This is a genomic window from Flavihumibacter rivuli, from assembly GCF_018595685.2.
Taxonomy (GTDB): Bacteria; Bacteroidota; Bacteroidia; order Chitinophagales; family Chitinophagaceae; genus Flavihumibacter; species Flavihumibacter rivuli.
Genome location: NZ_CP092334.1, coordinates 2,575,252 through 2,600,248, shown reverse-complemented (window position 1 = coordinate 2,600,248; position 24,997 = coordinate 2,575,252). Strand labels below are relative to the sequence as shown.

The following is a 24,997-nucleotide window of genomic DNA, read 5'->3' as shown; positions in this document are numbered from 1 at the left end:
GTCCCCTTCGGGAGACCCCGCTGGGGTTATAAGAATAGGACTACTCCCCAATGGTTTGCGCAAAAGTCACATCTTCACACTTCGCCTGCCGAAGCTTTAGCGTAGGCAGGTCTTCGTCCACCGAAGCTTCAGCCTAGTCAGGTCTTCGTCCGCCGAAGCTTTAGCGAAGGTAGGTCTTCGTCCGCCGTAGCTTCAGCGCAGGCGGATCAAACTTTAAACTCATACACCTTCTCCAGCTGCCTCCTGTACATCCCATCCGGCATCATCCTGAAAACCATATCCCGGCAGCCGGCCAACAATTTATTCTCCACCTGTGCCATGGCACCGATGCTGCGTGATTGTTTCACTACCCATTGGGTGCGTTCCTTGCGTTGCTTTTCAAACTGGTTGAAGGCATGGGCAACGTTGTTGTGTTGCTTCAGGCATTCCCCTAACACGACCGCGTCTTCAATGGCCATACAGGCACCCTGGCCCATATTGGGGGTAGTGGCATGCGCTGCATCGCCCATCAGCAGGATATGGCCGAAGGCATATTGCTCCAGCGGAGCAAGATCATACAGGTCATCCCAAATGATACCATTGGCCGGGGTGGAGGATAGCACTTCGCGGATTGGTGCATGGTAGTCCTGGTAATGTTCCATCAGCTGTTCAATAGTATAATGCTGGTAGGTAAAGTTCATCGGCTCGCTGTTCTTGGTGGCAAACCAATAGATCTGGTGGTTATTGAGCGGCACGATGCCGAAACGTCCATTGCTTCCCCAGGTCTCGGATGTTTCATTCACTTGTAAACGACTATTATCGGCAATTCCCCTCCAACAGGTATAGCCGGCATAACGCAGGTGGCTGTCGGGTACCAGCTTCGACCGGATGGGTGAATGGATGCCTTCCGCTACTATCAGGTAAGTTGTTTCCAATTGGCTGCCATCTTCAAACTGAAGCCTGTATCCTCCATCCGTTGCTTGCAGGTCAACCGTACGCTTGCCGGTCAGCACCCTGTCTTTGGGCAGGAAAGAGAAAAGCACTTCGTGAAGGTCGGCGCGATGGATATTGAAATTGCTGATGCCATAACGGGAGGTATGTGGATCGGTATTCACCCGTTTGATCACTTTCCCTTTTTCGTCATAGATGGTGAAGGCGTTCATTATCCTTCCCCTTTCCTTCACCTGTTCGGCAATGCCCAGGTGGCGCAGGGCCTGCATGGCGTTGGCTGCAAGGGTGAGACCGGCCCCGATAGGTTTGAATGCGGGAGCCGCTTCCACCACCAACGGGTCTAACCCGATCCGCCTTAACGCGATAGCCGCACATAGACCAGCTATCCCGCCTCCGACAATAGTATAGGTTTCCGTCATAGATCCATTTTGTGGGTGCAAATTTCAGGTCGGATCGGCAATTGACTTTTTACATAAGTTAAAAACACAATTAACATTTGTAAAATGGTCCTGCTTTTATTGCTGTCCGCTGCGGATACGGCTCAGGCTAACCTGTGTGATGCCCAGGTAGCTGGCAAGGTGTTTCAGGGGGATACGGTTGGAGATACCGGGATATTTTTTCTCCAGCTCACGGTAACGCTCAGCCGCAGGCAGGAAGCGGATATCCTCGATCCTTCGCTGGCATTCCAGGAAGGCGAATACAGCGATCTTCCTTCCCAGTTGGGCAATGTCGAGGTGTTGCTGGCAAAGCCTTTCGAATGCATCGTACACAATGGATTGCACAATGGAGTCTTCCGTGATCTCCATGGCCTTATGGGAGGGCTTCCTGGTAAAAAGGCTTTCCACCCCTCCAAGGAATTGTCCTTCTATGGCGATATAGTCGGTGATATCCTGTCCATCGCGCAGGTAGTACACCCTGCCCGATCCTTTTACGATATAATGGAGGTGCAGGTCGACCTGGCCGAAATGCAGTAGCGGATATCCCTTTGGTAATTCCTGTTCCTGCACCAGTTCTCCGAGCAATTGGTTTGACTGCGGGCAAAGGGAGTGAATTTGGTTCAAGGTGTCCAGGATGTGCATGTGGACGGGTTTGATAAGGTTCTTTGTTAGTGCTAATGATGTGTAAAGGTAGCATTTGAAAGGGAATCACTAGGTTCATCGGGGTCCCCTTCGGGAGACCCCGATGGGGTAGAATGGGAGTGCTTGTATGGTAATTCATCGGGGGCCTCTTCGGGTGCTACCGTGTACCTACATCTTTTTACTTACTTAACACCACTGCGTGGTCTGCCGAATGTGTAAACGAGTTGGTGATGCTACCCAGCCCCAGCGGAGCTGCTTATTTGTAGCAACGCAGTGGTGATGTAATCCAGCCCCGTAGGGCGCTGATTATTTGTATCGGCAGCAGCGTGATTGAATACAAATAAAGAGCGCCCTACGGGGCTCGGGGTGCCTAACCAAAATCCTCCGACATGCTACAATTAAGGATATCCTCCGGGTCTCAAAACGCCAACCATTATTCAGTGCAATAGGCTACTATTGCTAGATTGCTTCTCATTCAAAACAGGGAAATGGTATCGAAAGATGGGAGTGTATCTTAGCTCCTGAAAGGGGCCCTGATGAATAATAGTATTGAAGTTCATCGGGGTCCCCTTCGGGAAACCCCGATGGGGGTATAAATAGTTGTGGGTACACGGTAGCCCCTTCGGTAGCCCCGGATGGGGTGATAAAAGAGTATGGGATACCACCCTAATGGTTAGCGCAAGATCCACATGTCCACATTTTCACATGTCCACATTTTCACATTTCCACATCCCTTCCCCACCATAACATAACAGCCATCCTCCTTCCGGGGATGGCTGCGAGCCTTAACCTACACACAGTGTCCATTAACCAATCTTAGATAAGGTGGATAAGGTTGTTGGGAAATGTTGGATAGAGGTTTAAATGGTCAATGTTCAATCCATTGGGTATTGTTTCCGGAATGCCATTACCTGGTAGAAGAACCATTTGGGATCTTCCTGGTAGGAAGCATGGCCTCCCTGGTAAACGGAGATCTTTTTCCTTGGAAACAGGAATCGGGTGTATTGTTCCGGGCCAATGGCATAGTCCCTGGATCCGGTTATCACCAATACGGGGCATTCTATCCTGGGGGTAATGACTGTCAGGTCTTCCCAGTATTCAGGGTAGCCCCACACCTTATTGGAAAATTCACGGTTGGGGTTGCCTATGATAGCGGTTACCGAATCATTGATGTCCTTTTCACGCTGGCTCCTGAACATCAGCTTGTACCAGATGCCTTCTTCATGCAGTTTATTGTGAACGGCTGATAATTGCTCCATCATGGGAAGGGTATCCGGGATGGAAAAACTTCTTTTTTCCTGTTGAAGGAGCATCTTACCATTGCTGATATGGCTGTTGATGGATGCTTTCAGGTCGAGGGTGCCATGCAGCAGGATAAGCGCACTGATGGATTTCGGGTATTGGTATGCGTAAGGTGTTACGATCAGGCCGGCAAAGGAGTGACCCATTACGGTCCATTGCCGGATATTCAGTGCCTGCCTTAGTTCTTCCATGTCCTTCAGCACCCTGCCGGTTGAATAATCGCCATTACTTGCTGAACCGGATCTTCCCGATCCCCGCTGGTCGAAATAGATCATGCGGTAGTGCTGTTCCATCAGGCGTGATGCATCTACTGCTTCAAAATAATTGCTGGTAGAACCGGGGCCACCATGTACGAATAAACAGGGTGCTCCCTTGCCAGCGATCCTCACATACAGGCTAACGCTGTCGGAGGTGAGAAAACTGAAACTACTGTCCTGGCCTTGGCTAAAGCCGGCGATTAGTATGGTGGTCAGGAACAGGATGATTTGCTTCATTGTTGCGGTTTGATGAAGCAAAGTGACGAAATCCTTCCTGCCACGACAATTCATTCCCGACGAATGACACATTTCGGGGGATGATCAGGGACCTGGCCTGATGGTCATCCTTGCATTACCATTTCAAACTGTTGCAGGGCAACGGGCCACCCAATTGCATGGAAGAAAGCATTAAGGCTTTCAGTTCCGGCGTCTACATTGAGGACCAGCATCTGGTCGGCATTTATGGCATCAAAAGCAAACTGCAATAATCGGGTGGCGACCTTTTGCCGCCTGAATGCGGGTGCTACTGCAAGTTGAAGCAGGCGGGCAGTGGGCCGGTTGAGCGCGATATAACCTATGGTTTCAGTTCCGGCCATGGCAACTGCTACAAATGCTTCATCGCCAAGGGCATCAACCGATTCGTTGGCTCCCGACCAACAGGGTACCATCTCCCTCCAGTTATCCCATGCTGCCCAGTTGGCCTGCTTAATTTGTTGGATGGTAATGGTTGTCTGGGATACCGCCTCTTCAGGCCTTCCTCCTTTGTACAGGTTGAATTCCCGGCTAACTGAAAACCCAATATTCTCATACACCTTTCTTGCCCTGTCGTTTCCCTTGATGAACTCCAGCACGAAATGCCTTATCCCTGCTGCTTCTCCTCGTTCTTTTAGGAAGGCATACATTTTCCCGGTCAGCTTCTGCCCGCGGTATTCCGGTATAACTCCCGTGCCACCATTGTAGAGTACACCCCTTCCATCGACCACCCGGTAACCGTTCAGGATAAAGCCCACCAATTGGCCTTTATGGATTACGCCGGCAGACCATTCCGGCAGTATGTTTTCCTGGCGGAACTTAGTGGTGAGTTTTGCCTCATCAACATGGATGGGAACGAGGTAATCGGCAAATGCTGCATTGAAACAACCGGCGATCTCAGCGAGGGTAGAATTTTCTAGTGTCTGGATGGTAAACATGGTTGTAGAATAGTGTGAACATGTTATTGCCTGATGATCCAGGCAATACGGTCGTAGGAAACGATATAGTGCAAAAGGGTAATGAACAGGAAGTATTTGGCGGGCGTTATGGCGCCTGATCTCCATAGTAGCAGGATGGCCAGCCCAAAGAACACTGTTTCCAACAGCAACCTGCTCCAGCCAGGAATAGCCACCATGGCATTACCCGGATCATTGGGAACCCTGAAGATCCCCCAGGCCGCCGCTGCTACCAGGGGTAGCCCAATGGCCAACAGGTATTTGGAAATGCCTTCCTGGGTTACCCAGGCCCATCTGCCCATGCTATAAAGGGCAAACAATTCCAGCAGGAAGCGTAGGGTTAGATTGATCGGGTGGTTGTTCATGATGGTTAAAAAATCGTTGACAGTAATTTTAATAGAGAAGTTGCATAAAATTAAAGTATTCAAAAATGGCGCGGTAATCAATACCGCGCCCCAGGGTAGGATTCATGCTAACCTTATCAATGAAAATATTTAGCGTTTATAGATGGGTGTTCTTTTTAACAGGTACTGCAATGTATTCTTATATGCTGTGGGCGTAGTGAGGATCGATTTCCTGGACTGGTTAAAGAGGTTGTCGCCTTTATAATTGTACACAGCCAGGTTGACCATGGTGTTGACGTTTTGGGTAGTGGTGGAGAAACCATTCTGTTGGGTCTCTTCCTTCACCCCGATCTTGGAAGGTCCTTTCGGGCCAATGCTGGTTTCCTCCTTCTTGTTGGAATGGCTATTGGTATTGATATCGCCGTTTACCTGGTTAACGGTACCGACCACCAGGTATTCCACCTGTAACAAAGCTGCCAGTTCAGCAGTGGTATACTTCATGATGTTCTTGCCATTGATATCGTTTTTGAGGAGGAGGGCATTGGTTTCGGTGGGGTCCTGCACTTTGAGCTCCCTGGTGTTTTGGTTCAGGTAGGCAAATGCCTGTTGCTGCAAAACCAGTTGCATGCCTTCTTCACTGGTAGTGGCCGATGCAGCGATGTATTGCATGGGAAGGATGGCTACGCGGTTCTCCATTTTTTCCCTGATGGGTATGGGGATACTTCTTTTCTCATTCAGGTATTCTGTCCTGCCACTGCCAAATTCGATCCTGTTCAACTGGGCCTTCCTGATGGTATAGGACAGGGTTTCACCGGCATAGGTGAACTGGATGGCATCCCCATCCACACTGGTCACCTTCCCTTCCTTTACCTCACCTGTAATCAGGTAGAGTTTATCCGTTTTGGTGTTCCCGTTTTGGGCAGACACATATCCACAGATAAACATCGAGATAAGGATAATTACATTGTACTTCATCGTTTTCATTCCTTTCATAGTATAGTTGTTTTTTCCTAAGCTCCTACATCCATTCCCCGGTTGCTATTCCGGGTGTTTTTCTTTTGCGCTGGTACAGATTTGTATGCAATCATTTTATTCAGTAATGACCCAATAAGGAAATGACTGCAATGGACATTACATCATAGCCAACTTGTTGGAATACCGATGCAAAGGGAAAGAATAAAGTATTAGGCAGGAATCAATAACAGATGAATGACGGAATCCGGCTGACGAGTGCCGGCTTTACCTACTGATCAGGATAATGCTAGCTTGTAGAATATACTATCCACTTTCATTTTTGGAAAACTGGGGGGAAGGCTTTTTTCCGGGACCTGGATGAATCCATTCTTCTCATAAAAGCGATGGGCTGCAAGTAATTTGGGGTTGGTTCCCAGGTAAATGAATTGTTTACCATTTTGTTCTGACCATTGGATAGCCTTTTCCAGCAGCAATTTGGCGAGTCCGATTGATTTCCCCCTATGTGCTTCATGTACAAACATTTTCCTCAGTGCCATACACTCCTTATCAATATCAAGAAGGCCAATAGACCCGACGACTTCATTATTGAATAAGGCCAGCCAAAAATTGCCTTTTTCCTGCTGGTAATATTTTTTAATATCTAATAGGTCGGGCTGGTCTTCCCTGGTGATCGGCACATTGAATTCCTGCTGCTGGATATGCAGGATAAGTGATATCAAGGATTCTTTATATTTTTCCTCGTAATCAACTATCGAAACAGGGCTAATCATGATTGATTCAGTTTAGTTCCAAAAATGCACCAATTGGTCCATATTGTACAGGTGTAAATGTTTTAGCAGGCCTTGGTGCATGTAGTTTCAGTGGTAATGACTTTGGCTGTATGTAAATTGAAAAATCTGCGAATACAAGGCTACTGCCAATTGCCAGCCCAACAAAGATGAGTTTTGCCTGCATGCTTTCCATTTTTAGGAGACAAAATTCCATGAACGGTGTTCACCAGGAAAATTGGATTGATAAAAGCCTGTTTTCAATGGACGAATGACCGGCTTCCTTTCGCAATCCTGTAACAATCAACCATCATTGTATAACGCTTTGGGTCCCATAGTAACGGAACTTTGTGGTATCAATTTAGCGTTATGGAAAATCAAGCTACGATCATAAATGGAAAGACGACCAAGGCTTCTATCCCGGTTACAGGCATGAGTTGTGCTGCCTGTGCGGTGAGTGTGGAATCCATGGTTGCCTCCCTGGATGGGGTGAAACAGGCCGCCGTAAATTTTGCGGGCCAGCAACTGAATGTTGAATATGATCCTTCACTGGTCGATATGACCCAGATGCAACAGGTGGTGCAATCCATCGGTTACGACCTGATCATCGATACAGAGAATGCCACCGAAAAGCAGGAGAATATCCAGCAGGAGCACTACCAAAGCCTGAGGAAAAGGACCCTTTGGGCCGCTATCCTGACCTTCCCCGTATTTATCATCGGGATGTTCTTCATGGATATGCCTTATGGCAATTATATCATGTGGGCGCTGAGCACGCCGGTATTATTTGTTTTTGGCCAGAACTTCTTTGTGAACGCCTGGAAGCAGGCCCGTCACCGCAAGGCCAATATGGATACGCTGGTGGCACTGAGTACAGGTATCGCCTATATCTTCAGCGTATTCAATACCCTCTTCCCCGATTTCTGGCATGAAAGGGGTATCCACGCCCACGTATATTTTGAAGCTGCAGCGGTAGTGATCGTTTTCATCATGCTGGGTAAACTGCTTGAAGAAAAGGCCAAGTCCAATACTTCCTCTGCGATCAAGAAACTGATCGGTTTGCAACCCAAGACGGTGCTGGTCATCGTTGATGGTAAGGAACAGGAGATCCCTGTTGCACAGGTGAAGGTTGGTGACCTGATCCTGGTGAGAAGCGGGGAGAAGATCCCGGTGGATGGCAAGATCCAGGGCGGCGAAAGTTATATCGATGAATCCATGTTATCGGGTGAACCTGTTCCGGTATTCAAAACTGCAGGTTCCGCAGTCTTTGCAGGTACCATTAACCAGAAAGGCAGTTTCCGTTTCGTAGCGGAAAAAGTCGGTGGTGCCACCATGCTGGCCGGTATCATCAGGATGGTGCAGGAAGCCCAGGGCTCCAAGGCGCCGGTGCAGAAGCTGGTCGATAAGATCGCAGGGATCTTTGTTCCCATCGTTATCGGGATCGCTTTACTGGCTTTTGCAGCCTGGATGATCCTTGGTGGTGATAATGCCCTCACCCATGGATTGCTGGCCCTTGTTACCGTATTAGTTATCGCTTGTCCATGTGCGTTAGGTCTGGCTACGCCTACTGCCATCATGGTGGGTGTAGGTAAGGGAGCGGAGAACGGTATCCTGATCAAGGATGCCGAAAGCCTGGAACTGGGACATAAAGTAAATGCGATCATTTTGGATAAGACCGGTACCATCACGGAAGGCAAACCTGAAGTGGTTAACATTGGCTGGGCTTCCCATACCATTTCCTACCAGAAGGAACTGCTGGGCGTATTGCTGGGTTTGGAATTGCAATCTGAACACCCCTTGGCGGAAGCCGTGGTACGCTACCTGCGTGAACAAGGCGTTGCTGCTGCCGGGGTAGGAAAGTTTGAAAGCATTACAGGTAAAGGGGTAAGTGCCTCTGTAAATGGAAATCAGTATTGGGTGGGTAGCGGCAAGTTCGCTGAAGAGAATAAGGCTGAGATCGAACCTGCCCTCGCTGCCCTCGCTGCAAAAGGAAAGTCCGCCGCCCAAACCGTGATCTATTTTGGCCAGGACCGCAAAGTACTCGCTATCGTGGGTATCGCCGACCAGGTGAAAGCTAGTTCTGCCCAGGCGGTTCAAGCTATGGAAGCAATGGGAATTGAAGTATATATGTTCACCGGTGACAATGAACAGACCGCTGCCGCTGTTGCCGGGCAGGTTGGAATAAAGCATTATAAGGCAGAAGCACTGCCTGCAGATAAGGCCGCATTCGTTAAAGAATTGCAGCAACAGGGAAAGGTAGTAGCGATGGTTGGGGATGGTATCAATGATTCCCATGCCCTGGCGCAGGCCGATGTCAGCATCGCCATGGGTAAAGGCTCTGATATTGCTATTGATGTGGCCAAGATGACCCTGATGTCATCTGACCTGATCCAGATCCCTAAAGCGCTGATGCTTTCCAGGAAAACAGTGAAGGCTATCCGCCAGAACCTTTTCTGGGCCTTCATCTACAATATCATCGGCATACCCATCGCGGCCGGTATCCTTTACCCGGTAAATGGGTTCCTGCTGAATCCTATGATCGCCGGTGCTGCCATGGCACTGAGTTCAGTAAGTGTGGTGAGCAATAGTCTTCGTTTACGGTTTAGCAAGTTGATAGGTTAATGTGAGGTGTAGTTGGTAGGGAAGGGGTTGGTTACAACCCCTTTTCCTTTGTTTTTCCCGCAGGGGATGGATTGGGACCCCTGGCCCGGGCTTATCGTTGTATTGAATTGGTTAACTTTGAAATATATCCGATATGAAGTTCTACATCAAAAATATGGTATGCAACCGCTGCAAATGGGCGGTAAAAGCCGAGCTGGAGAAATTAGGCCACCAGGTGCTGATGGTCAATCTTGGTGAAGTGGAGTTGAAGGATGCTCCCACGGCTGAACAACTGGACGAGATCAACAGGGCCTTGCATGAGCTTGGTTTCGAATGGATCAATGATAAATCATCGCAGCTGATCGAAAGCATTAAGGCCATCATGATCAGCCTTGTTGAAGAACCCGAAGAGCTGGAACGGTATAACCTTTCTGATATCCTTGCCAACCGCCTGCATAAGGATTATTCCTCCCTTAGCAAGCTGTTCTCTGAAGTGGAAGGCGTGACCATTGAGCAATATTTTATTTTGCTGAAGGTGGAGAAGGTCAAGGAGTTGCTGGTATATGATGAGAAGAGCCTGACGCAGATCGCCTTCGACCTGGGTTATAGTAGCGTGGCCCACCTGAGTAACCAGTTCAAGAAGGTTACCGGACTTACACCCAGTCATTTCAAACAATTAAGGGAGAAGCCCAGGAAGACCCTGGATAATATCCACTAGTTTGCCTGGCGGTACATCCTTCCCGGGGCATTACCCATGACCTCCCTGAAGCTCCTTGTGAAACTCGGGATGCTTTCATAGCCCACAGCATAGGCTGCTTCACTTACTCCCATCCCGGCGATGGAGAGCAGTTCTGCTGCCTTCACCATACGCATTAGTTGAAGGTATTGGGTGTAGGACATCCCTAACTCCTTCAGGAATAAACGATGCATGGTCCTTTCACTAAGGCCAAATTGCCTGGCTAATTCGCCCGCTTTCATTTTCCCATCCAGCTTTGATTCTATTTGCCGGATAATGTTTTGAAGGACCTCATTTCCCGGTACAGGTACATGCAATTGGATCCTTGCTGCTGAATGGTCTGCCAGCAGGTATTTGATCGATTGAAGGAAACTGCTTTCCTGTTCATTGGCCTCTCCCAGCATGGGCCATTTTTCCGTGAACAGTATCATTTCCCGCAACATATTGCTTACAGGGAATACACTGATCTCCTTATAGAAGGGGTCTTGCAGCATGCTTTGGTCGAGGTATAAGGTATGGAAAAGGAGGTCCTGTGACTCTGTGACCACCTTGTGCCGGATGCCTTGCGGTATCCATGCGGCATGCCAGGAGGGGACATAATAAATCTTTTCTCCTACATAAAGCCTCATGATCCCATATTCGGCATAGATCAATTGTCCGCGGTTATGGGTATGCCAATCGGTCCTGGACCAGCCCAGTCGCTGGTGGTAGGAACAATCCTTTTTATCGATGATCGAGGTGAAGGCTTCGCATTCAATATAACGGTATTCCATCTGTCCGATTGGGATAAGTATTTGTCAGGCCGGGATAAACCTGTCACAAGGTACAACGATAACTTTGTGGGGCAAATGAATAGAAATGTTTAGCAGAAGGACATTTTTACTAAATATGGCACTGCTGGCCGGTGGTCTGTTGAACGCGGGCCGCTTGGGTGCCTTCTATAAAAAGAAACGCGGTATGAAAGTCAGGTTACTCAGGAATGCCACTCTGGTGGTGGAGGTGGCGGGAAAGAAGATATTGGTGGATCCCATGTTAGGGAAGAAGGATTCCATGAAGCCCATTGAAATGGCTAGTAATGCCATCCGGATCCCAATGGTTGAACTGCCCCTTACTGAACAGGAATTACGAGGGTTGGTACAATCCATTGATGCCGTAATGCTTACCCATATGCATCGCGACCATTGGGATGAAGCGGCAAGGAATCTCCTGCCAAAGGACATCCTCTTGTTCTGTCAACCCGAAGATGCCGGCAAACTAAGGGAACAGGGATTCACAAACCTCCAGCCTGTAGCTGACCATGTGGAGTGGCAACGAATCGCCATTCACCGAACTGGTGGGCAGCATGGAACGGGGGAGATAGGGAAGATGATGGCACCTGTTTCAGGTTTTGTTTTGGATGATGGCCAAAGGAAGCTTTACATAGCGGGTGATACCATCTGGTGTGAAGAAGTTGCGGATGTGCTGGATACATACCGGCCTGATTGGGTGGTGGTGAACAGTGGTGCCGCCCAGTTCCTGCAAGGCGACCCCATCACCATGACGGCCGCTGATGTGATCACTACAGCTAAACATAGTCCTGCTGCAAAGCTGTTTGCGGTGCACATGGAAACCATCAACCATTGTTACCTGACGCGTGCCGGGTTAAAGCAGGCGGTCAGTGCTGCGGGTCTTGATGCAAGGGTCAATGTGCCGGCTGATGGGGAATGGTTCATTGGCTGATTTTACACCTAAAAATTGAATGAGGGTATTGGTTTATGAAGGCGATCTATTTTGAAAGGACAGGAAAGGCTGAGGCTGTTTTAGGGTATACCCAAGCCTGGCCTGAACCTGTTTGTGGTGATGACGGTGTTGTGGTGAAAGTGATGGCAAGGGTGGTGAACCCGGCTGATCATTTATTCATCAATGGGAACTATCGTGTTAAACCGGCATTGCCTGCTGTAGCGGGACTGGAAGGGGCTGGCTTGATCCTGGAAAAAGGTAAGGGGGTAACCGGTGTTGAAGTAGGGGATAGGGTTGCGTTCAGGCATCCCGGAACATGGGCCGAAAAGATTACTGTGCCTTCCGCTAAGCTGATAAAGGTCAAGGCTGCATTAAGTTGGGTGGATGCGGCACAGCTGGCCCTGAATCCATTAACGGCTTATGCCTTGGTGACGGAAGCAAATATTGGCAAGGAAGGATACCTGTTGATGAATGCAGCAGATTCCGCCCTGGGTAAACTGGTCATTCAATTGGCCCGGATGCGTAATATCAGGGTGATCGCGCTGGTGAGATCGAATACACAGGGCGATGCACTAAAGGCTTTAGGGGCTAATGTGGTATTGGTTGCCGGTGAAGAGGGACTTAATGATCGGATCATGGATTGTACCAATGGAAAAGGGGTAAATGCCTATCTCGATGCGGTAGGCGGATCAATTGTAAATGAATTGATACCTGTTATGGCAGTCCATTCCAAACTGATCGTCTATGGCTTGCTCGCGGGTGATTCCCTATGCCTTACAAGTCGCGATATCATTTTCAAGAACCTGTCCATTGCTGGATTTGGAATTGATAAATGGATGCTTGACCAGGGAACTGAAAAACTGGACGCAGTATATGAATGGTTACAGGATAGGATCATTGAAGGGGAACTGGTCATTCCGGAGTCAAGGGTTATCAGCCTTGAGGATTATGTACCACAGCTCAGGGAAGGAAACTTGCTTCACGGCTATAAGTCTGTATTGATGTGAGGGCCCAAAAGTTGAAACTATTGCCCATAGCTGTGTAATACCCAAGAAGGGCATATGGGTAGCTTTGTATCCTAAAACTTACGATCATGACACATATGTATGCCATTAGCGGAATTTCCGATGCTGCCAGCATTGATCAAGTAAAGAAGGCCCTTGAAGGGGTTCAGGGAGTAACTGCGGTTTTGGTGCAAGTGGAATTACCCCAGGCTAAAGTCACTATGAGCAGTCATATCCAAACAAGCGTATTGGCAGCGGCAGTTAAGCAAGCAGGTAACTATGACCTGTCCGATTGGCTTCCCCATCGTCATTAAGGATTATTGGAAAGGACTTTCAGTTGATGGATAAGAAAAGAGCGCCACTCAGGCGCTCAGTTATATCAGCTTTTTTTCTTTTGTCCGGGAGCATAGGGTTTTGCCGATTTGGAGCCATAATATTTTTTGGCCTGTCCGGGCGGCATCCGGTGATGGTGATGGTGGTTGCGAACCACTACGGTTTTATGGGTGCAGGACGCCATGATGGCTGAAACTACTACACTCAGTAACAGGAGTTTTCGGATCGTCATAGGGTATATTTTGAAAGTGTTAACTATAAGAACGTTGATCGCTTCCGCGTAGTATCCAGATTCGTTCCAGTTATCCGGATCCCGTAGATAATACTCAAGAATTTTGCCAATCTACCATAGTTGGCTTCCCTAAGGGGGGATGAAAAAAGCCCCTCCAGAGAGGGGCTGTAGCTTAGGCATAGATCCTTTCGATCGCATCCTTGTATTTTTCCATGATCACCTTTCGCTTCAAACTGAGCTTAGGTGTCATTTCGCCGGTATCAATGGTCCAGTCGGCAGGCAGCAATTCAAATTTCTTGATCTGCTCAACATGGTTGAAATACTTGTTGAAACTTTCCACCAGGTCCCTGTACATCGCCAGGACCTTGGGATTGTTGATCATTTCCTCATTGGATCCATGTGGTACATTATTATGTTTGCACCAATCGATCAGGTTGCCAAATGAAGGAACGATCAGCGCCCCTACGAATTTTCGCTCTGAGCCGATCACCATTACCTGTTCTACAAAAAGGGATTCCTTGAGTTTGTTCTCGATAGGAAGCGGTGCTACGTATTTACCGCCACTGGTCTTGAACAATTCTTTTTTACGGTCGGTGATCTTCAGGAATTTATTGCCGACCAAAGTACCGATATCCCCGGTCAGGAACCATCCATCTTTGATCACTTCGGCAGTAAGGTCGGGACGTTTGTAATAGCCCATCATAATATTGGGGCCCTTGCAAAGGATCTCACCGTCTTCTGCGATCTTCACTTCTACATTTTTAATCATGGGGCCAACTGTACCAAACATCCGGCCTTGCTCACTGTAACGGTTAACCGCAATAACCGGTGATGTTTCGGTCAGGCCATATCCTTCCATAATAGGGATCTGTGCAGCAGTGAATATCCTGATCAGTTTAACCTGGCAGGCGGCGCCACCGGTGATGATCGCTTTTACATTCCCACCCAATCCTTCCTTCCATTTGCTGAAGATGAGTTTGCGGGCAATGGCCAGTTTCAAGCGATAGGCCATGCCAAGGTCCTTATTGATCTCGAATTGTTCTGCAAGGTCATGGGCCCAGAAGAAGAGTTTGCGTTTGATGCCGGAGAGTTCCATTCCCTTCAACATGATCTTTTCATACACTTTCTCGAGGAGTCGCGGAACGGTGGTGAACAGCGTGGGTTTTACCTCCTTCAGGTTTTCCCCAATGGTATCCAGGCTTTCAGCATAATATATGGAGGTGCCGGAGAAGAGGTAAATATAGGTCACCATCCTCTCGAAGATATGGTTGAGTGGAAGGAAGCTCAATGCGCGCTGGCCTTCCACACCAATTTCAAGGAATACGGATTCTATGCTGTCCAGTACATTGCTTAGGATGTTCTCATGCGACAGCATCACACCTTTGGGCGTACCCGTGGTACCTGAAGTATAAATGATGGTGGCCAGGTCTTTGTAACCGATCCTGGCAGATGCTTCGGCAATTTTTGCTTTGGATTCCGCTGTTACCGGGAGGCAGGCTTCTTTCCAGTACCGGGCATTGGTAACATGTTCGAAGGTGAAGATATGTTGCAGGGAAGGCACATTGTGCTTGATGCTGAAAACCTTATGGTAGAGGTCTTCATCGTTGACAAACACCACTTTCACCTGGGCATCGTTCAGGACGAATTCCAGTTCCTTCACATTGATGGTTGGATAAATGGGTGTCAGTACTGCCCCGATCTGTTGTACGGCCAGGTCCAGCATGACCCATTCCGGCCTGTTCTTGCAGAGTATGGCTACTTTATCCCTTCCCTCGGGGGTCATATCGCCGCCGCTGATGCCCAGTTCCAGCAATCCGGTACTGAGTTGGTTCACCAGGTCCGTCACTTCCTGGGTACTGAAGCCCCTCCATTGCCCGTTTTCCTTGGATGCCAGCATGTCGGGTAACGGACGTTTGGCCAGGTTAATGGCAAGGCAATCGAATAGTCTTTTCGGTTGGTCCATAAGCAATCGATGAGTGTTGTTCTTACTATACGCTCAAAAATAAAGGTAGCAAAGCAAATTCGGGAAAATTGGGCGATTCTGGTACAAACTTCCAGCTATAAAAAAGAAAACCGGCAGGGGATCCTGCCGGTCTATCCAACTTGACATCAAAATAAAAAAGGCATCCTTAAGATTTATTGGCGCTGATATTGAGCTTGATATTTACTTCCGGACGGATGAACTTGTCGCCCAGGCTCTTGTCGTTACCATAGTGCAGGCCCCACTGGGTGCGGTCGATATTGAAATTGGCTTCTGCCTTTACTGCATTTTCAGCAATGGTCAGTTTAGCAGGGAAGCTAACATTCTTGGTGCTGTCCTTCAGGGTCAGGTTACCACTGATCTTGTGGGTGGCCAGGCTATCATTGCTGATGGGCTCCACTGAAGTGATCTCGAATTTGGCAGTTGGGAATTTGGCTACGTCAAAGAAGTCGGGACTCTTCAGGTGGCCTTCCAGTTTTTCCTTACCGGTCTCAGTGGTCAGGTCCAGGTCGGTCAGGGTGTTCACGTCAATAGTGAAGTTGCCGGCGGTAATGGTACCGTTTTCAACGCTGAAAATTCCGTTGGCAATTTTCATGATACCGTTATGTTGTCCGATAGGCTTGGTGCCCAGCCATTCTACCACACTGTTGGTAGTGTCAATTGCGAAAGAGGCTCCGGTCGCAGCAGCTGCTTCCTGCTTTTCGGCAGTGGCTGCCTGGTCGGCATTGGGGGCGTCGGTACAGGCAACTGCTGCAACTGCCAATACCATCATGGCGATACTTAATTTCTTCATTGTCTTTTTCTCGTTTTGTAAGGCAAAGATAGGGAGATATTCTATAATAATGTTTAAACATTGATTAAGGAATTCTTAAAATCACCGCAATGCTGAAGAAATCAAGAAACCTACTTGGATTGGTAGTATTGGCCGGCCGGGACCTTGAAAACCCTTCCTTTCTGGTAGTCGAGGAACTGGTTATAGGCCGCAGCATGGTTACTGGTCCATTGCTGGAAGGCCTGGAGGTTCTGGGCGGGTCCGAATAGCCATTGGTTATAAGCATCGAACATACCTTCCTTCAGGAGCTGGCGTTGGTAGTCGAACAACCTGAAGGGCAGGGCGACCGGTTCTTTTTCGAACCATGACAGGATAAACCGGGTACGCAGCATGGTAAGGGTTTCGGTGGTGACCCCTGTGTTCACGCTGGAAGCGTGTTTGTCGAGGGTTGCTGCCACGGCAGTAGCAAATGGGTTTTTCGGGTCCGGTGCCTGCAGCTTGTCTTGCGAGAAATACTTCTTGTAACTATTGAGCAGCAGTTCCCTGATCTCGGCAGTGCGCTTGCTGTAACTCTCGAGGTTCACGAAGATCTCGCCATAAATGAGTGCCCAGACCTTATCGGTGCTGAGGTAGTAATGTTTGGCGGCATTGTAATAGTTGCCTGAATAATTGGGATCGATCTCAATTCCCCTTTCCCAATATTGTACCGCGGTGGGGAAATCCTTTTTTGCCCAAAGCACTTCTCCCAATTCACTATAGAAAACACCGCTGTTAGGGAATTTTTTCAGGGCTTCCTTGTACAAGCGTTCTGCATCCTTCTTCTCATCCAGGGCTTCATAACACATGCCCAATTGCTGGAAGCTGCGGATATCAGCATTGCCCTGTTCTACCACCTTCTTGCCCAGCTCAATGGCCTTGGGCAGGTTCCGCATCAGGTAATGGCTGAACACCAGGTCATTCTGTAGTTCAATATTCCCCGGATCTTGTTCCAGCGCCTTGTTCAATACCAATATGGCATTGCTGTAATCACCCTGCTGCATGAAGTTCCGGGCATTGGCTTGTTGGGTCTTGATATCCTGCTGGGCAGCTGCGAACTGGTAACTGCCATTGATCAAAAATAAAAGGATGAGGAGTCGCTTCATGAAATAAAGATAATGGAATTTGCTGCCTGAGCTAGGTAAGGTCGGTCTGGCATCTGCTAAAAAAAGAAGGATGCACCACCGGTACATCCTTCACCATTTTATTCGTAGATCAGGTGGGTGAGCAAACCGTCCCTGAGCTTAGGCTCGAACCAGGTACTTTTCGGGGGCATCACATTGCCACTGTCAGCAATATCGAAGAGCTGCTGGATGCTTACGGGATGCAGGCTGAAGGCGGCCTTCATTTCGCCACTATTCACCCTTTTCTCCAGTTCACCCAGTCCACGGATCCCGCCCACAAAATCGATGCGCTTATCGGTCCGCGGATCCTTAATGCCCAGCAATTTGTCCAGGACATTGTTCTGCAGGATGGTTACATCCAGTACACCGATCGGGTCTTCGGTATAAGTGCCTTCCTTCGCAGTGAGCTTGTACCATTCCCCGCCCAGGTAAAGCCCGAATTCATGCAAACGGGTGGGGGAGAAGGCTGCACTCATCCTTTCCACTTCGAAGTCGTTGTACAACGCACGAAGGAAGTCCGCTTCGCCCATGCCATTGAGGTCCTTAACCAGCCTGTTGTAGTCCATGATATGCAACTGCCCGGCAGGGAACAGGGTAGTAAGGAAATAATTGGCATGGTCGTGATATCCTGCTTCCAGCGACTTTCTCACCTTGGCGGCAGATGCGGCACGGTGGTGGCCATCTGCGATATAGGTGTAGGGTACTTTCTCGCTAAACAATGCACTGATGCGTGCTATGGTATTGTCATCATCCACTGTCCAGATACGGTGGTGGATGCCATCTGCTGCTTCAAAATCGTATAAGGGTGTACGTTGTTTCCAATCCTCGATCAACTGGTTGATCTCGTCAACATCACGGTAGGCCAGGAATACATTACCGGTCTGCGCGCCGGAGGTACGGATATGGTTGATGCGGTCCTGCTCCTTTTCGGGGCGGGTAAACTCATGTTTCTTGATGATATCGTTCTCATAGTCATCAACGGAAGAAGCGGCTACCAAACCGGTCTGGTGGCGGCCACCCATCACCAGTTCATAGATATAATAACAGGGCTTTGCTTCACGCAACAGGGTGCCGTTCCCGATCAGTTCCTTCAGGTTGCTCTTGGCCTTCTCATATACCTCAGCAGTATGGATATCGGCAATGCCGGGAAGGTCGATCTCTGATTTGGTCACCCTCAGGAAACTGTGCGGGTTGCCTTTTGCCTGCTCTGCAGCTTCGGCCGAGTTCAATACATCGTATGGTGGTGCCGCTACCGCAGCAGCCAGTGCCGGCTCGGGGCGTAATGCAGCGAATGGAGAAATTTTTGCCATTGTCTTTATGATTGGTTAGTTGGTTAGGTGGATAAGGTATTATCCTTTCTTGTTTGCGAAATCTTTCATCAGGTCGGTGAGTACAACCACGCTTTCGTAAGGCAGTGCATTGTACAGGCTCACCCTAAAGCCCCCTACAGAGCGGTGTCCTTTTACGCCATACATGCCATTGGCTTTGCAGGTTGCCAGGAATTCCTTTTCCAGTTCTGCATCGTCCATTACGAATACCGCATTCATCAGGCTCCTGTCTTCCTTTGCCACCGTGGGTTTGAAGATGGGCAGGCTGTCGAGTGTATCATACAGTAAGGAGGCTTTCTTTTTGTTGATGGCTTCAATAGCGCTTACCCCTCCCTGTTGCTTCAGCCAGCGCAGGGTGAGCATACATACATACACGGCAAATACGGGTGGTGTATTCAGCATGGAGCCGTTCTTGATGTGTTCGCGGTAATCCATCATGCTGGGCATGGTCCTGTTGGTTTTGCCAAGGATGGATGGGTCTACGATCACCAGGTTCACCCCAGCGGCACCAATGTTTTTTTGCGCGCCGGCATAGATCAGGGCGAAACGGTTGAAATCCATCGCACGGCTAAGGATATCCGAACTCATGTCAGCCACCAGTGGTACATTCGTTTCAGGGATGGCGTGCATTTCTGTTCCCTCCACGGTGTTATTGGTGGTGTAGTGGAAATAGGCGACCGATGCAGGTATGGTGTAATCCTTGGGTATATAGGTATAGCCCTTCTCCTTGGAACTGCCTACCACGTTTACCTTGCCGAAGAGCTTTGCTTCCTTGATGGCCTTGGAGCCCCAAACCCCGCAATCGAGATAGGCGGCTGTCTGGCTTTCGTCCAGCAGGTTCATGGGTACCTGGAAGAACTGGGTGGAAGCACCCCCATGCAGGAAAAGCACTTCCTTGTTGGCGTCGAGCTGCATCAGTTCCTTCACGAGCGACTGTGCTTCATCCATAACCGCCTGGAAGGCATCGGTACGGTGGCCGATCTCCAGGATGGAAAGTCCCATATTGTTGAAGTTAAGGATGGCCTCGCTGGCCTGCTGGAACACTTCCCTGGGTAGGATGGAAGGTCCGGCATTGAAATTATGGATCACGTTGCTTGCTTTTGGTGAGTACGCAATTTCCGTAAAAACCACGAGAAATCCGGGGTGGAAGGTTCGAATGGGGATATCTGGAAAACTTCGGTGCCCCTTAATCCTCACATATCCGTCCATTGGTATGGGCATTTTTCCATTGTAAATCAAGGGAGTCAAGTACCCCATCCATTTCGGTTCCCAATCCATTGGCAAGGCCGGTCAGCCTGGGCTGGCCGGCATTTACCCATGCCGTGTACCAGAAGGAGGCCACGGTATGGATGGCTTCACGCATCCTCCTCTCCACCATCCCGTTGAGTGCTTTGTTGTAGCTGGCGCTGAACAGGGTGGAATACTGCCGCAACAGTTGCTGGTTGCGCCACTCATAGGCAAACTTCTGGTCTGCCGGGGTCCGGGCGGTCAACCGCGCCTCTATACCCAGGACGGAATCGACTGCCTGCGCGCTTTCCAGCACGATCCTCCAGACCCTATCCGCCGGCTTGCGGATATAGCCGGCCTTGTCCATCAGGAAATCCCATTCCTTTTCGGCATACAATTCGGGTAACCTGCTTTCCCAGAAGCCATGGATCCCGTGCTGGTTGGTCTTTTGGCCATTATGGTTGGAGGAAGTATGCAGGGGTACATGGGCATCGCCGATATAATGGCCCAGGTCCGCCGAAAGTTTCAATATGGCCCTGGCATTCTTTTGCTGGAAGGCCTCTGTGAGCGACCGCTGGACCTCGAGGATGCGCCAGGGTACTATGCCATGCGCATAGAGGGAATCAATGCTGTATTTCTCCACGGCATCCTGCCATCTCCTGGGCAGTTCCGGGTAAGGATAGCTGCCATAATGGTCCATGTCAATATAATGCCGGGGTGCTTCCACTTTTACGATGTAGCGCCGCTTGTCCGCATCCGTAGCATGCTCCCGCAGGTAGCCCACCATAGGCAGGTAGAGGGCCAGCATTTCGGGCGGAAGCAGGTACACTGCATATTCATTGATCACCCGGTGGGCATAGAAGCCCCAGCAATAAAGAGGTTGCTGCCAGCAAAGGCAGGACAGTATTAATAGTAGTTGTCTCATCCATGGCCGTGGTCCTTTTCCTCTTCGGGTTCGGCCACTCCGCCTGAGATCACATATTTCATGGCGTCTGCGGCACTCACCTTTTCAAGGATCCTGACCTTGCTGCGTGGTACAATGTACATCTGTCCGGCGAATGAGTAGGAGTAGGGGATATAAACAGTGATATGGTCCTGGAAGCCGAATTCGGAAGCATCCTCGTCCGTAATGAACCCTATCTGGAATACATCGGGCTGGAAGATGCTGACAGCGACCGGCTTATTGAACTTGCGCTTGTTGCCGGCAAAGGCTTCAAAGAAATCCTTTACCGATGAATAGATGAATTTCACGCCCGGCGCGCGTTCCAGCCAGCTGTCGAAAAGGCTGAAGATGCGGCTGGTGATGAAGTTGGAGCTGAGGTAGCCCACCACTATCAGGGCGGCGATGATCACGATGAAGCCCAGCCCGTAATTGCGGGTCATGATCTTGCCACTCGGGTCCTCTACCTGGAAAATGGGGACCAGGTTATCGATGGAGGTGATGAACCAATAGATCAGGTAACCGGTGATGACCACCGGGGCAGTAACCAGCAGGCCCTGTAAAAAATACTGGAAAACCTTTTTCCAGCGCCAGCCATCTTTCTGCAACGGTGTAATTTCCTTGTTTGTCATTGCAACGCAAACCTACAAAAAGCCTGCGCACCATCACTAGATAATTTCACGGTTTTGCAGGGGGTGTTCTCACGGTAATTGGGGATTGGGATATGAAATAATTGTTATGTGCGGTTAAAAAAACGGATGGAAACTTTAGTTACGATAAAAGTTTCCTTAGTTTTGCCCTCCCATTATGACAGAACTAGACCAAAGATTACGCATTCGTGACAAGGCAAGGGACCTGTTCATGCAGTACGGGATCAGGACCGTGAGCATGGATGATATTGCCAACGCCATGGGCATGAGCAAGAAGACCCTTTACCAGTGGTTTGCTGATAAAGAGGAACTGGTATTTGAAGTAATGAAAGGGCAGATCGAATGGTCGGAGTCGGCCTGTGACAGTTTCAGGTCGGTTTCTGCCAATGCCATTGAAGAGCTGTTCAGGACCATGGAGATGGTGGAGGAGATGTTCGCCAATATGAATCCTTCTGTACTGATCGATATGCAGAAGTACCATCCCAAGGCCTTCGGGTTATTTACCCGCCATAAGTATAGCTACATCTACAATGTGATCAGGGAAAACCTTATATGGGGGATAAAGGAAGAGCTTTACCGTGCGGATATAGATGTTGATATCATTACGAACTACCGTCTTGCCTGTATGCTCCTGCCCTTCGACCCCAGCTTCATGGGTAAACAAAAATTATCCATGGCTGCCATTGAACAACAGATCACCGAACACTACCTGTTCGGTATTGCCACTTTGAAAGGCCACAAACTCATTTTGAAATACAAGGAAAAACGACATAAATCATCACTACATGGAAAAACAAAGTAGGTGGATCTTAATCTTATCCGCGATCTTATCCTTTGTCCAGGCCCAAGCCCAGGAAAAGCAGGTGCATGCTTTTACTGCGAGACAGTGTATTGAATATGCGAAGCAGAACAACTTCGAGGTAAAGAAGGTATTGGAAGATATCAGGATACAGGAACAGGTGAACCGTGAAATAACGGCCAGTGCGCTGCCGCAGATCAATGGTAACGCCAACATGAATTATTTCCCGAGGGTAGCCGTGCAGAGCTTCCCCAACTTCATTGCCGCCGCCACATATGGTGTACTGGAGGCCGAAGGGGTGAGGGATGGTAATGGTAACCCTATCAAGTCGCCAAACGATTTCGGTTTTGTGCAGGCTGCCTTCGGTACCAAGTGGAACTCTACTATAGGGGTATCCCTCCAGCAGATCTTGTTTGATGGGCAGGTATTCGTAGGCCTGCAGGCAAGGGATGCGGCACTGGCCTTTGCCAGGAAGAATGCTGAACTGACCGAACAGGATATTGCCGTGAACATCAGTAAGATCTATTACCAGCTGCTGATTGCCGGAAAGCAGGTAGAACTGTATCATGACAATATCGTGCGCTTTGAGAAGCTGTACCACGATACCCGCGAGATCTATAAGAATGGTTTCGGTGAAAAGCTGGATGTAGACCGTGTGAGCGTAACCCTCACCAACCTCCGGACCGATTCCATCAAACTCAAGACCCAATTGAACAATGGTTTCCTTGGACTGAAGTTGCTGATGGGGATGCCGCTTACCGACAGCTTGATACTGACCGAAGAGCTTACCGAAGAACTGGTAAAAAAGGATATCCTGGAAGGAGCCTATGATTATAAGGACAGGAGGGAATACCAGTTGCTGGAGATCGGCAAGGAACTGAACCAGTACAATGTCAAGCGGTACAAAATGACCTACCTGCCTACTGTAACCCTCTCAGGGGCGCTGAATACCGCAACTTTCCGTAACCAGTTCGACTTCTTTAACCCGGGTGGACAATGGTTTGCCAACAGCAATATAGGCCTTTCCATATCTGTTCCCATCTTCGATGGCTTCCGCAGGAGTTCCCAGATCCAGCAGGCGAAGTCCGAGCTGAAGAAGACCGAGTACAATATGGAATTGCTCAAGCGCAGTATTGATAATGATGTGGCCAATGCGAGCAATAGGATGCGCGATGCGATCCTGGCAGTGGATGCCCAGCGGGAGAATATGAAACTGGCTGAGGCTGTTTATGAACAAACCAAGAAGAAATACGAGCAGGGACTTGGTTCCAATACAGAGATCAATACTGCCCAAACCGACTTGCGGACAGCCCAGACAAACTTGTTTGCTGCATTGTATGATGCGGCAGTGGCCAAGATCGATTACCTGAAGGCGATCGGTAAACTCTATTAATCATTCAACATTATCCGAAAAGAAAATAGCATTATATGCAAGCGATCATGAAACAAACTACATTATGGGCCTTTGTACTGCTGCTCGCCGCCTGCGGTTCCAATCAACAGGATACCAATACTGTCCTGCAAAAGAAGAAGCAAGAATTGGCGAAGCTGAAAGCCGACCAAACCAAACTTACTGAGACCATTGCCAACCTGGAGAAGGAGATCATTGCAATTGATCCAAAATCAAGGGAGGAGAAGCCAAAACTGGTCACCACCACAGCATTATCAGCAGCACCTTTCACCCACTATATTGAGCTGCAGGGAAAGGTTGATGCAGAGAATATTTCCTATGTGACCCCTCGTGGTATGGGTGGACAGGTTAAAGCGATCTATGTAAAAAAGGGAGATGTTGTTGCAAAGGGTAAGCTGCTGCTGAAAATCGATGATGCCGTTATCCGCCAGCAACTGGCTACTGCCAGGACCCAGCTGGAATACGCGAAGAACCTCTATAACAGGCAGAAGAACCTTTGGGACCAGAATATCGGTACCGAAGTACAGCTGATCACTGCCAAGAATAATGTTGACCAGGCAGAACGCCAGATCGACATCCTGAATGAGCAGTTGGCCATGACCAATGTGTATGCTGAGCAGGGTGGCATTGCAGATGAAGTGAACATCAGGGTGGGTGAAACCTTCACAGGCTCACCGATGGCAGGCATACGTATCGTTAACACCAGCAGCCTGAAAGTATTGGCACAGGTTCCGGAGAACTACCTCGACAGGGTTAAGGTGGGAAGCAAACTGATGGTAAACCTGCCTGATATCAATAGAACGGTAGCATCCAAGGTAAGTGTTTCCGGTAAGCTGATCGATCCCAATAGCCGTTCTTTCTATATCGAAGCCAAATTGCCTTATGATAAGGAATTCAGGCCTAACCAGATCGCCAATGTGCGGATCGAGGACTATACCGTTCCAAGCGCCATTACCATTCCCGTGAACACTTTGCAGAACGATGAGAAAGGTAAGTATGTGCTGGTGGCAGTAAAGGAGAATGGAAAGCTGTTGGCCAGGAAGAGAATAGTGACGGTAGGTGAGTTGTATGGCGACAAGCTGGAGATCCATAGTGGCCTGCAGGCCGGTGACCAACTGATCACGGATGGGTTTCAGGGCTTGTATGATGGCCAGTTGATCAGTGAAGGTAAATAGTGTATTTGAGCCAGGGGAATATAACTGTTTGGCATATGCGCATAATAAACGGTTTCTTGATCCTGCG

Annotated in this window: 25 protein-coding genes; 8 read left to right on the top strand and 17 right to left on the bottom strand. The window is 49.0% G+C overall.

What is annotated here, in order from left to right; translation table 11 throughout:
- Window positions 1-206: 206 nt before the first annotated feature.
- The 8 genes from KJS94_RS11125 to KJS94_RS11090 form a co-directional block, all read right to left on the bottom strand.
- Complete coding sequence (locus KJS94_RS11125; RefSeq protein ID WP_214448692.1) at window positions 207-1,349, bottom strand: FAD-dependent monooxygenase; 1,143 nt, start codon at window positions 1,347-1,349, stop codon at window positions 207-209.
- Between the two features lie 96 nt (window positions 1,350-1,445).
- Window positions 1,446-2,009 carry a Crp/Fnr family transcriptional regulator gene (locus KJS94_RS11120; protein WP_214448693.1) on the bottom strand — a complete coding sequence of 188 codons (564 nt, stop codon included), beginning with the start codon at window positions 2,007-2,009 and terminating at the stop codon, window positions 1,446-1,448.
- Window positions 2,010-2,884: 875 nt separating this feature from the next.
- Complete coding sequence (locus tag KJS94_RS11115; protein ID WP_214448694.1) at window positions 2,885-3,805, bottom strand: alpha/beta fold hydrolase; 921 nt, start codon at window positions 3,803-3,805, stop codon at window positions 2,885-2,887.
- Between the two features lie 104 nt (window positions 3,806-3,909).
- Window positions 3,910-4,758, bottom strand: a complete 849-nt coding sequence (locus KJS94_RS11110; RefSeq protein ID WP_214448695.1) for a GNAT family N-acetyltransferase — start codon at window positions 4,756-4,758, stop codon at window positions 3,910-3,912.
- A 23-nt stretch (window positions 4,759-4,781) separates the two neighbouring features.
- Window positions 4,782-5,141, bottom strand: a complete 360-nt coding sequence (locus tag KJS94_RS11105) for a YrdB family protein (protein ID WP_214448696.1) — start codon at window positions 5,139-5,141, stop codon at window positions 4,782-4,784.
- 129 nt (window positions 5,142-5,270) lie between these two features.
- Window positions 5,271-6,113, bottom strand: a complete 843-nt coding sequence (locus KJS94_RS11100; protein ID WP_214448697.1) for a hypothetical protein — start codon at window positions 6,111-6,113, stop codon at window positions 5,271-5,273.
- Between the two features lie 257 nt (window positions 6,114-6,370).
- A complete protein-coding gene (locus tag KJS94_RS11095) occupies window positions 6,371-6,814 on the bottom strand; it encodes a GNAT family N-acetyltransferase (protein ID WP_239804139.1) in 444 nt (147 codons plus the stop codon).
- A 58-nt stretch (window positions 6,815-6,872) separates the two neighbouring features.
- Window positions 6,873-7,049, bottom strand: coding sequence for a hypothetical protein (locus KJS94_RS11090; RefSeq protein WP_214448699.1), 177 nt, complete (start codon window positions 7,047-7,049; stop codon window positions 6,873-6,875).
- Window positions 7,050-7,231: 182 nt separating this feature from the next.
- Here KJS94_RS11090 and KJS94_RS11085 point away from each other — a divergent pair, with 182 nt between their 5' ends.
- Together KJS94_RS11085 and KJS94_RS11080 are read left to right on the top strand one after the other, a co-directional pair.
- Entirely contained in the window at window positions 7,232-9,484 is a 2,253-nt protein-coding gene (locus tag KJS94_RS11085) for a heavy metal translocating P-type ATPase (protein ID WP_214448700.1), read from the top strand.
- Window positions 9,485-9,617: 133 nt separating this feature from the next.
- A complete protein-coding gene (locus tag KJS94_RS11080) occupies window positions 9,618-10,181 on the top strand; it encodes a helix-turn-helix domain-containing protein (RefSeq protein ID WP_214448701.1) in 564 nt (187 codons plus the stop codon).
- Here the strand turns inward: KJS94_RS11080 and KJS94_RS11075 are convergent.
- Window positions 10,178-10,972 (bottom strand): AraC family transcriptional regulator, encoded by a 795-nt coding sequence (locus KJS94_RS11075; protein WP_214448702.1) that lies wholly within the window; start codon window positions 10,970-10,972, stop codon window positions 10,178-10,180. The two genes, KJS94_RS11080 and KJS94_RS11075, sit on opposite strands and share 4 nt — an antisense overlap.
- A gap of 85 nt (window positions 10,973-11,057) precedes the next feature.
- Here KJS94_RS11075 and KJS94_RS11070 point away from each other — a divergent pair, with 85 nt between their 5' ends.
- The 3 genes from KJS94_RS11070 to KJS94_RS11060 all read left to right on the top strand — a co-directional run bounded on the left by KJS94_RS11070 (window position 11,058) and on the right by KJS94_RS11060 (window position 13,236).
- Window positions 11,058-11,918 (top strand): MBL fold metallo-hydrolase, encoded by an 861-nt coding sequence (locus KJS94_RS11070; RefSeq protein ID WP_214448703.1) that lies wholly within the window; start codon window positions 11,058-11,060, stop codon window positions 11,916-11,918.
- 35 nt (window positions 11,919-11,953) lie between these two features.
- A complete protein-coding gene (locus tag KJS94_RS11065; RefSeq protein WP_214448704.1) occupies window positions 11,954-12,925 on the top strand; it encodes a zinc-dependent alcohol dehydrogenase family protein in 972 nt (323 codons plus the stop codon).
- A gap of 86 nt (window positions 12,926-13,011) precedes the next feature.
- A complete protein-coding gene (locus tag KJS94_RS11060) occupies window positions 13,012-13,236 on the top strand; it encodes a heavy-metal-associated domain-containing protein (RefSeq protein ID WP_214448705.1) in 225 nt (74 codons plus the stop codon).
- 65 nt (window positions 13,237-13,301) lie between these two features.
- On the opposite strand, the gene KJS94_RS11055 is transcribed toward KJS94_RS11060, so the two are convergent.
- From KJS94_RS11055 to KJS94_RS11020, 8 genes are all read right to left on the bottom strand, one after another.
- Window positions 13,302-13,487 (bottom strand): hypothetical protein, encoded by a 186-nt coding sequence (locus KJS94_RS11055; RefSeq protein ID WP_214448819.1) that lies wholly within the window; start codon window positions 13,485-13,487, stop codon window positions 13,302-13,304.
- Between the two features lie 172 nt (window positions 13,488-13,659).
- Window positions 13,660-15,450 carry an AMP-dependent synthetase/ligase gene (locus KJS94_RS11050; protein ID WP_214448706.1) on the bottom strand — a complete coding sequence of 597 codons (1,791 nt, stop codon included), beginning with the start codon at window positions 15,448-15,450 and terminating at the stop codon, window positions 13,660-13,662.
- 166 nt (window positions 15,451-15,616) lie between these two features.
- On the bottom strand, window positions 15,617-16,261 hold the full coding sequence (locus KJS94_RS11045) for a YceI family protein (RefSeq protein ID WP_214448707.1): 645 nt from the start codon (window positions 16,259-16,261) through the stop codon (window positions 15,617-15,619).
- Window positions 16,262-16,371: 110 nt separating this feature from the next.
- On the bottom strand, window positions 16,372-17,382 hold the full coding sequence (locus KJS94_RS11040) for a tetratricopeptide repeat protein (RefSeq protein ID WP_214448708.1): 1,011 nt from the start codon (window positions 17,380-17,382) through the stop codon (window positions 16,372-16,374).
- Window positions 17,383-17,480: 98 nt separating this feature from the next.
- The gene (locus tag KJS94_RS11035) at window positions 17,481-18,710 is read right to left on the bottom strand and encodes a DUF1015 domain-containing protein (RefSeq protein ID WP_214448709.1); all 1,230 of its coding nucleotides are present in this window, start codon (window positions 18,708-18,710) and stop codon (window positions 17,481-17,483) included.
- Window positions 18,711-18,749: 39 nt separating this feature from the next.
- The gene (gene serC, locus KJS94_RS11030; RefSeq protein ID WP_214448710.1) at window positions 18,750-19,817 is read right to left on the bottom strand and encodes a 3-phosphoserine/phosphohydroxythreonine transaminase; all 1,068 of its coding nucleotides are present in this window, start codon (window positions 19,815-19,817) and stop codon (window positions 18,750-18,752) included.
- A gap of 97 nt (window positions 19,818-19,914) precedes the next feature.
- Window positions 19,915-20,880 (bottom strand): zinc dependent phospholipase C family protein, encoded by a 966-nt coding sequence (locus tag KJS94_RS11025; protein WP_214448711.1) that lies wholly within the window; start codon window positions 20,878-20,880, stop codon window positions 19,915-19,917.
- A complete protein-coding gene (locus tag KJS94_RS11020) occupies window positions 20,877-21,527 on the bottom strand; it encodes a DUF502 domain-containing protein (protein WP_214448712.1) in 651 nt (216 codons plus the stop codon). The genes KJS94_RS11025 and KJS94_RS11020 overlap by 4 nt, the downstream gene beginning before the upstream one ends.
- 175 nt (window positions 21,528-21,702) lie before the next feature.
- On the opposite strand from KJS94_RS11020, the gene KJS94_RS11015 reads away from it, so the two are divergent.
- From KJS94_RS11015 to KJS94_RS11005, 3 genes are read left to right on the top strand one after another with little or no spacing between them, the layout of a single operon-like run.
- Window positions 21,703-22,347 (top strand): TetR/AcrR family transcriptional regulator, encoded by a 645-nt coding sequence (locus KJS94_RS11015; RefSeq protein WP_214448713.1) that lies wholly within the window; start codon window positions 21,703-21,705, stop codon window positions 22,345-22,347.
- The gene (locus tag KJS94_RS11010; protein ID WP_214448714.1) at window positions 22,331-23,737 is read left to right on the top strand and encodes a TolC family protein; all 1,407 of its coding nucleotides are present in this window, start codon (window positions 22,331-22,333) and stop codon (window positions 23,735-23,737) included. Before KJS94_RS11015 ends, KJS94_RS11010 begins: the two co-directional genes overlap by 17 nt.
- 35 nt (window positions 23,738-23,772) lie before the next feature.
- Window positions 23,773-24,930 (top strand): efflux RND transporter periplasmic adaptor subunit, encoded by a 1,158-nt coding sequence (locus KJS94_RS11005; RefSeq protein WP_214448715.1) that lies wholly within the window; start codon window positions 23,773-23,775, stop codon window positions 24,928-24,930.
- Window positions 24,931-24,997: the final 67 nt, after the last annotated feature.

Coding starts and splice junctions, on each gene's coding strand:
- KJS94_RS11125 (WP_214448692.1), bottom strand. CDS start 1,349: ATGACGGAAACCTATACTATTGTCGGAGGCGGGATAGCTGGTCTATGT.
- KJS94_RS11120 (WP_214448693.1), bottom strand. CDS start 2,009: ATGCACATCCTGGACACCTTGAACCAAATTCACTCCCTTTGCCCGCAG.
- KJS94_RS11115 (WP_214448694.1), bottom strand. CDS start 3,805: ATGAAGCAAATCATCCTGTTCCTGACCACCATACTAATCGCCGGCTTT.
- KJS94_RS11110 (WP_214448695.1), bottom strand. CDS start 4,758: ATGTTTACCATCCAGACACTAGAAAATTCTACCCTCGCTGAGATCGCC.
- KJS94_RS11105 (WP_214448696.1), bottom strand. CDS start 5,141: ATGAACAACCACCCGATCAATCTAACCCTACGCTTCCTGCTGGAATTG.
- KJS94_RS11100 (WP_214448697.1), bottom strand. CDS start 6,113: ATGAAAGGAATGAAAACGATGAAGTACAATGTAATTATCCTTATCTCG.
- KJS94_RS11090 (WP_214448699.1), bottom strand. CDS start 7,049: ATGCAGGCAAAACTCATCTTTGTTGGGCTGGCAATTGGCAGTAGCCTT.
- KJS94_RS11085 (WP_214448700.1), top strand. CDS start 7,232: ATGGAAAATCAAGCTACGATCATAAATGGAAAGACGACCAAGGCTTCT.
- KJS94_RS11080 (WP_214448701.1), top strand. CDS start 9,618: ATGAAGTTCTACATCAAAAATATGGTATGCAACCGCTGCAAATGGGCG.
- KJS94_RS11075 (WP_214448702.1), bottom strand. CDS start 10,972: ATGGAATACCGTTATATTGAATGCGAAGCCTTCACCTCGATCATCGAT.
- KJS94_RS11070 (WP_214448703.1), top strand. CDS start 11,058: ATGTTTAGCAGAAGGACATTTTTACTAAATATGGCACTGCTGGCCGGT.
- KJS94_RS11065 (WP_214448704.1), top strand. CDS start 11,954: ATGAAGGCGATCTATTTTGAAAGGACAGGAAAGGCTGAGGCTGTTTTA.
- KJS94_RS11060 (WP_214448705.1), top strand. CDS start 13,012: ATGACACATATGTATGCCATTAGCGGAATTTCCGATGCTGCCAGCATT.
- KJS94_RS11055 (WP_214448819.1), bottom strand. CDS start 13,487: ATGACGATCCGAAAACTCCTGTTACTGAGTGTAGTAGTTTCAGCCATC.
- KJS94_RS11050 (WP_214448706.1), bottom strand. CDS start 15,450: ATGGACCAACCGAAAAGACTATTCGATTGCCTTGCCATTAACCTGGCC.
- KJS94_RS11045 (WP_214448707.1), bottom strand. CDS start 16,261: ATGAAGAAATTAAGTATCGCCATGATGGTATTGGCAGTTGCAGCAGTT.
- KJS94_RS11040 (WP_214448708.1), bottom strand. CDS start 17,382: ATGAAGCGACTCCTCATCCTTTTATTTTTGATCAATGGCAGTTACCAG.
- KJS94_RS11035 (WP_214448709.1), bottom strand. CDS start 18,710: ATGGCAAAAATTTCTCCATTCGCTGCATTACGCCCCGAGCCGGCACTG.
- KJS94_RS11025 (WP_214448711.1), bottom strand. CDS start 20,880: ATGAGACAACTACTATTAATACTGTCCTGCCTTTGCTGGCAGCAACCT.
- KJS94_RS11020 (WP_214448712.1), bottom strand. CDS start 21,527: ATGACAAACAAGGAAATTACACCGTTGCAGAAAGATGGCTGGCGCTGG.
- KJS94_RS11015 (WP_214448713.1), top strand. CDS start 21,703: ATGACAGAACTAGACCAAAGATTACGCATTCGTGACAAGGCAAGGGAC.
- KJS94_RS11010 (WP_214448714.1), top strand. CDS start 22,331: ATGGAAAAACAAAGTAGGTGGATCTTAATCTTATCCGCGATCTTATCC.
- KJS94_RS11005 (WP_214448715.1), top strand. CDS start 23,773: ATGCAAGCGATCATGAAACAAACTACATTATGGGCCTTTGTACTGCTG.